The sequence below is a fragment of the Bacillus sp. GBSW19 genome, assembly GCF_002998655.1.
Classification (GTDB): Bacteria; Bacillota; Bacilli; order Bacillales; family Bacillaceae; genus Bacillus.
In genome coordinates this window covers 389,928-396,119 of sequence record NZ_PVRF01000003.1, presented here as the reverse complement: position 1 = coordinate 396,119, position 6,192 = coordinate 389,928, and the positions used below count along the sequence as shown (strand labels likewise).

Below are 6,192 nucleotides of genomic sequence, written 5' to 3'. Positions count from 1 at the left end.
AGGTTACCCACGTGTTACTCACCCGTCCGCCGCTAACATCCGGGAGCAAGCTCCCTTCTGTCCGCTCGACTTGCATGTATTAGGCACGCCGCCAGCGTTCGTCCTGAGCCAGGATCAAACTCTCCGAAAAAGTACAAAACCGAAGTTTTGTTTTTCGTCAGCGTTTGACTGACTACCTATGATGTTTCATAGGATTTTTTTATAAAAACTCGAATTAACAGGTACGTTTTGTCTTGTTTAGTTTTCAAAGATCACGTTTCAAAATGGAGCGGGTGATGAGAATCGAACTCACGACATCAGCTTGGAAGGCTGAGGTTTTACCACTAAACTACACCCGCGTGATTTGTATTGGCGCGCCCGAGAGGAGTCGAACCCCTAACCTTTTGATCCGTAGTCAAACGCTCTATCCAATTGAGCTACGGGCGCTTAATCAGGCGACTTAATTATCTTAACATATCGTTTTTATCAAGTCAACATCTTTTTAAAATTTGTTTGTCGCATGTGTTTGAATGTCTTTGTTTCAAATACGTCATCAGCGACGAATAAAAATATACCATGGATCACATAAATGGGTCAATACATTTTTCTAAAAAAGTTTCATATTTTTTAAGAAGTGGTTTTTTCTTAGATAAATAGAGATGCAATAGCCCTATTTTCTTCTCTTTCTTCATAATTCTAATGATTCTTAAATAAAATCTTTCTAAATCCAAAGGAGGACAAAACATGGTCACATAGAATTTTTATTTATTGGAAAATTCTTAATATTTTCCAAGCATTTAAAGGAGGTAGGAGATGATGAAAAAGTTCGTCGCTTTTCAAATCATGATCGCTTTGGTGATAGGAGCTCTTATCGGCCATTTCTTTCCTGACTTCGGGATGGCACTGCGGCCAATTGGAGATGGATTCATCAGATTGATTAAAATGATCGTTGTTCCTATCGTTTTCTCTACCATTGTTATTGGTGCAGCTGGCAGTGGCGGTATGAAGAAAATGGGCAGCCTAGGATTAAAGACGATCATTTGGTTTGAGGTCATCACAACCATCGTTCTAGGAATTGGTCTATTGCTGGCTAATGTTCTAAAGCCTGGCGTTGGCCTTGATTTCTCTAAATTAGCTAAGAAAGATATTGGTGAATTAGATGGCTATACGCAGAAAGTCGTCGACTTTAAACAAATGGTACTCGATATCATTCCAACGAATATCGTCGATGTCATGGCTCAGAATGATTTACTTGCTGTCATTTTCTTCGCCATATTATTTGGTGTAGCCGCAAGCGGCATCGGTAAAGCATCCGCTCCTGTTCTCACCTTCTTTGAATCAGTGGCACAAATTATGTTTAAGCTAACGCAGATGGTCATGGTGACAGCACCTATTGGAGTTCTTGCATTAATGGCTGCTTCCGTTGGCCAATATGGCATTGTTTTATTAATCCCAATGATGAAGCTTGTCGGGACTGTATTTTTAGGATTATTCATTATTCTCTTTGCTTTGTTCCCTCTGGTCGCACTGATCTTCCGTTTTAACTACTTCGAAGTTTTAAAAATGATTTGGGATTTGTTCTTGGTTGCCTTCTCTACTACAAGTACAGAAACTGTCCTTCCTCAGCTTATGTCACGAATGGAGAAATACGGGTGTCCAAAAAGAATCGTCTCCTTTGTCATTCCATCTGGTCTCTCTCTCAATTGTGATGGATCAAGTTTATATTTATCGGTTTCCTGTGTGTTTCTTGCACAAGCGTTTGGTGTCGACATGAGTTTGTCACAGCAGCTTTTGATGATGCTTGTTCTTGTGTTAACGAGTAAAGGGATTGCAGCAGTGCCATCCGGTTCACTCGTCGTTCTTTTGGCAACCGCCCATGCAGTAGGTCTTCCAGCAGAAGGCGTCGCCATTATCGCCGGTGTTGATCGAATTATGGATATGGCACGAACAGGTGTGAATGTTCCAGGGCATGCCGTTGCATGTATTGTCGTATCGAAATGGGAAAAAGTATTCCGTGAGTCCGCATGGGAAGTTCCAAAAGCAGGTGAGGAAACAAAAGGGATGTAATGTTATATGAAGGAAAGGGGTTCCCCTTTCCTTTTCTTATGATAAAAATGCTTGCTTTAGGACCGCTTTGCCTTGAGGTTGCAGCTGCACTTCTGCATATGCGCCATTAATCAGCGTCATTTGTGGCGGGACATGCCCACAATCTATATCGTAGAAAATGGGGATTTGTAATTCCTTTTGTAATTCTTCATATACGTCCCGATATTGATACCCTTCCACTGGCACATCAACTGCACTTCGCCCAAACATGATACCTGAACAGTGGTCAAACCACCCGGCTAGTTTTAATTGAACAAGTGATCTCTTCATACTTGCAGCATTTAATGCGCAGTTTTCGAAGTACCAGAGAATCGGTTCACCTTTTATGAATGTTTCCTGAAAAGCTTTAACGTCTCCAAAAGGTGTCCCCGCTAAGTGACGTATGATATCAATGCAGCCTCCCATCAGTCTCCCCTTCACCGCCATCTCCTGCAGATGAACCGTGCGCCATCTTGTAGGCTCTGTTAAATGAAAGACATGTTGACTCGGGGTGTCATGCTGCCATTCCTTTTGATACTTATATGAAGAAAACTGAGTAATGTCCATCTCCTCTTCTGTGGAAAGCACTTTTTCCCACATAGCAGTCGTTTGATCAGACTCTTCCCCTCGTAAATCCACTAAGTTTGGGCCATGTGCTGTAGCAATGCCTGTTTTTAATGTAAATGCCAGCAAGAGTGCACTCGTATCTGAGTAACCAAGAATCCACTTTTTGTGCATCGTTGAGAAATCAAGGTGCTCTAGCACTTCCATCAAAAGCTGTCCTCCCCATGGCGGGATGATGTGGTCAATCTCATCGCACGTCATCATATACTGAAGCTCGTTTGCTCGTTCTATGGCAGGCGCTGATTTTGCCTTTTCCTGGTGCCATACCGTCTCTCCACATATGACATCATAGCCTCTGTTTTTCATTCGTTCACATGAGAGCTGAAACATGTCATGCAAAGATGGCTGTACACCTGAGGAAGGTGCTGTGACACCAATCGTTTGTCCTTTTTGTAAATGCGGAAATTGTATCATCCTGTTTCCCCCATCCTCTCTCAATCTCTCAAACCTACCCATTTTAAAGAAAATGCCCCTTTTACAAGGGACATCTCCTCTTATTCCTTTTGACGCAGCACAGTATAGACCCCTGCAAATATACATAGAATTCCAATGAATGAGCGTAATCCCATTTCTTCTCCCAAAAGCAGCCAGCCAAGAATGGCACCTACGATCGGTTGAAAGAAAAAGAATAGACCTCCGCTTGAGGCATCCATCAATTGAAGCCCTCTATTCCACAAAAAGAATGCTAAAGCTGTTGAAATGATGCCTAGATAAAGAATACCGCCCCAAATCTCTGGCCTTGCCATCTGCTCCACATCTAGGTGAGGTAAACGAAATAATACTGGCGGTGTTAAAACAATGAATGCAATGATGATCGCATATGTGGTTGTCACCACCTGAGGGTATTTTCCTGGAACTCGTTTTAGCAAAACAGACATAAGCGCCCATGTTAAAGCAGCGATGACCAATGAAAGACCGCCAACAAATTCATCTGTTTGCACTGCGACTGGTCCAATCATGAGCAATACACCTGCTGTAGCAAGCAGGATGGATGCGCACTTTCGAACAGTCATGGCTTCTTTTAATAGAAAGAACGCAAACAGCACCATAAACGCAGGTGTTGCAGATGTGATAACGGCCCCCATTTGTGCAGACGTATACATCGTCCCGATTTCTTGGGTCACGATGGAAAGAAAATTTCCGATCAGCCCAATCACCACTATAAGCGGGATATCTTTTTTATCTAATCGAAAGGAATAGCCCAAGCGCCAAATGGCGAACACCAAAACGACTCCTGCTACAGCATATCTCATCCAAACGAGCTCAAGTGGCGGAACAACCGCTACTGTTACTTTGACAACAACGTACATTCCGCCCCAAATACTTGCAGCGATTGCTAGGTAAAGGGCGCCTATATATTTTTCATTCATCTTTTTCCCTCCGTTACTGGATATTTTGATGACCATATCCACAAACGGAGATCACTCTCCGTTATGGACGGAGGGCATTTGGAACATCATGTTCAAACAAAGGCTTCCATAGCATTGCCGTCACTCCAATTATTTTTATTTTCTGATACTTTATAACAAATTCTGGTTGACTTCAATCCTTTTTTGTCACCTTTTTTCTTCATATAATAGAAGATAAGCGGCTATTGACATGCTGAATTCGTTTTCATATAGTAAGTAAAACTATAGATGGTCACGCAGAAAAGGAGTAGAGGTCGTTGGATATTGAAGCTAGAAAACACATTCCCAGCACGGAGCATGAACCATTTCTCGAGGGAATAAAAGATTGTGTGCCAACCCTGCTTGGTTATATGAGTATTGGGTTTGCCTTCGGAATTGTTGGAATTAGCGCACAGTTGAGCTTATGGGACATTGCGCTTCTATCAATCTTTATTTATGCAGGTGCTTCACAGTTTATTATCTGTGCACTGCTTGTCACTGGAAGTCCCCTTTCCGCTATTATTCTCACTACATTTATTGTGAATCTGCGTCATTTATTGCTCAGCCTGACGCTGGCTCCTCATTTTACACGCTACTCTGTGAAACAAAACATTGGATTCGGTCTATTGCTGACTGATGAATCCTTTGGCGTAGCCATGAATAAATTAGCTCAGCATGGCAAGCTGAATAATCGGTGGATGCATGGGCTGAACATAACGGCTTATTTGTGCTGGATTGCTGCCTGTATACTTGGCGGCATTTTTGGACACTGGATTTCAAATCCTGAAGCCCTTGGTCTTGATTTTGCCCTTTCCGCTATGTTTGCTGCGCTGTTGGTTCTTTCTTTGCAAACTGTGCCTAAAAGTAAGTTAACCCATCGCCTGTCACTTGTTTTGTATATGGTCGTTGCAATGTTTGTTCTGCTTCATTTTGTTCCCTCACACGTGGCTGTTCTGTTAGCCACCATGATTGTCGCAACCATTGGGGTGGTGACAGATAAATGATCAGCAGTTTTATGATATGGCTGATTCTCGGCTGTATGATTGTAACCGTCATTCCAAGGGTCGTTCCCTTTTTATTTGTAAGAAGTATCGAGCTGCCTGAAGTGGTGCTTAAGTGGTTATCGTTTATTCCCATTTGTATCTTTACAGCTTTGATTGCAGAGCATCTGTTCATTCATACCACAACAGGCGTCACCATTCACTGGATGTACCTTACTGTCTTAGTTCCGACCGTACTGATCGCTATTTGGACAAAAAGCTTGTCACTTACTGTTCTTGTAGGCGTCATGCTGATGGGAACTGCTAGATGGTTTTTCTAAAAGAAAAAGCTTAACCGCATGTGGTTAAGCTTTGTTTCATTTTACGATTCCGTATACAAATCCATCGTAACCCTTTTCACCAACAGTTTGAATGGCTGTAGCCTCTATTCTTGACTCTTGTTTGAGTAAATTGAAAAATTCACGAGTTCCCTGCACTCGTTCATCCCCATCAGAGTCATGAAGGACTGCTCCATTTCTGACGACATTGTCTGCAATAATGACTGTTCCCTTTTTCGAGAAATGTAACGCCCACTTTAGATATTTCGGGTTGTTCGGTTTATCTGCATCAATGAAAATCAAATCGAATGGAAGCACATCCCTCTCTTTTAACTGAGATAGCGTATCCAATGCTTCTCCTAGCAAAATGCTCACCCGTTCCGATAAGCCCGCTCTGCTGATGTTTTGCTGCGCAATCTGTACATGGTGGCTGACAGCCTCTAATGTGATGAGTTCTCCATCCTCTTCAAGAGCACGCGCCAACCAAATGGTACTGTATCCACCGAGTGTCCCGATCTCTAAAATGCGCTTTGCATTCTTGGTTTTTGCTAATAAATAAAGCATTTTCCCTTGAGCTGGTGACACATCAATTTCTGGCAGGCCTGCTTGCTTATTAATAGTAAGAGCTTGCTCCAAAACATCATCTTTAGGAATCAACTTGTCTGTGAGATACTCGTCAACTTTCTCCCACACTTGCTTCATCTCAACCATCTCCCTTAATCATGTCTTCTGTTTCAAGTCTACATGATGATAGCGAGCGCGTATAATCAATTCTTTTCACACATCTATTCATTTTAT

At 42.3% G+C, this 6,192-nt stretch carries 6 protein-coding genes, 2 tRNA genes and 1 rRNA gene; 3 read left to right on the top strand and 6 right to left on the bottom strand.

Annotation, left to right across the window (positions count from 1 at the left end):
• The 3 genes from C6344_RS16410 to C6344_RS16400 all read right to left on the bottom strand — a co-directional run.
• A 16S ribosomal RNA gene (locus tag C6344_RS16410) occupies positions 1–130 on the bottom strand; the annotation flags it as partial.
• A gap of 134 nt (positions 131–264) precedes the next feature.
• Positions 265–338, bottom strand: a tRNA-Gly gene (locus C6344_RS16405).
• Positions 339–349: 11 nt separating this feature from the next.
• Positions 350–426 (bottom strand) — tRNA-Arg (locus tag C6344_RS16400).
• 369 nt (positions 427–795) lie between these two features.
• Between C6344_RS16400 and gltP the strand changes: the two genes are divergently transcribed.
• Entirely contained in the window at positions 796–2,046 is a 1,251-nt protein-coding gene (gene gltP, locus C6344_RS16395; protein ID WP_034666069.1) for a glutamate-aspartate/proton symporter GltP, read from the top strand.
• 36 nt (positions 2,047–2,082) lie between these two features.
• Here gltP and C6344_RS16390 read toward each other — a convergent pair whose 3' ends face one another.
• Positions 2,083–3,102, bottom strand: a complete 1,020-nt coding sequence (locus C6344_RS16390) for a S66 family peptidase (protein WP_066031261.1) — start codon at positions 3,100–3,102, stop codon at positions 2,083–2,085.
• An 80-nt stretch (positions 3,103–3,182) separates the two neighbouring features.
• On the bottom strand, positions 3,183–4,058 hold the full coding sequence (locus C6344_RS16385) for a DMT family transporter (protein WP_066031262.1): 876 nt from the start codon (positions 4,056–4,058) through the stop codon (positions 3,183–3,185).
• Between the two features lie 296 nt (positions 4,059–4,354).
• Here C6344_RS16385 and C6344_RS16380 point away from each other — a divergent pair, with 296 nt between their 5' ends.
• Together C6344_RS16380 and C6344_RS16375 are read left to right on the top strand one after the other, a co-directional pair.
• Positions 4,355–5,080: an AzlC family ABC transporter permease gene (locus C6344_RS16380; RefSeq protein WP_066031263.1), complete on the top strand. Its 726-nt coding sequence runs from the start codon at positions 4,355–4,357 to the stop codon at positions 5,078–5,080.
• Entirely contained in the window at positions 5,077–5,397 is a 321-nt protein-coding gene (locus tag C6344_RS16375; RefSeq protein WP_106073100.1) for an AzlD domain-containing protein, read from the top strand. The genes C6344_RS16380 and C6344_RS16375 overlap by 4 nt, the downstream gene beginning before the upstream one ends.
• 36 nt (positions 5,398–5,433) lie before the next feature.
• Here C6344_RS16375 and C6344_RS16370 read toward each other — a convergent pair whose 3' ends face one another.
• Positions 5,434–6,096, bottom strand: coding sequence for an O-methyltransferase (locus tag C6344_RS16370; protein WP_060595629.1), 663 nt, complete (start codon positions 6,094–6,096; stop codon positions 5,434–5,436).
• Positions 6,097–6,192 lie beyond the last annotated feature (96 nt).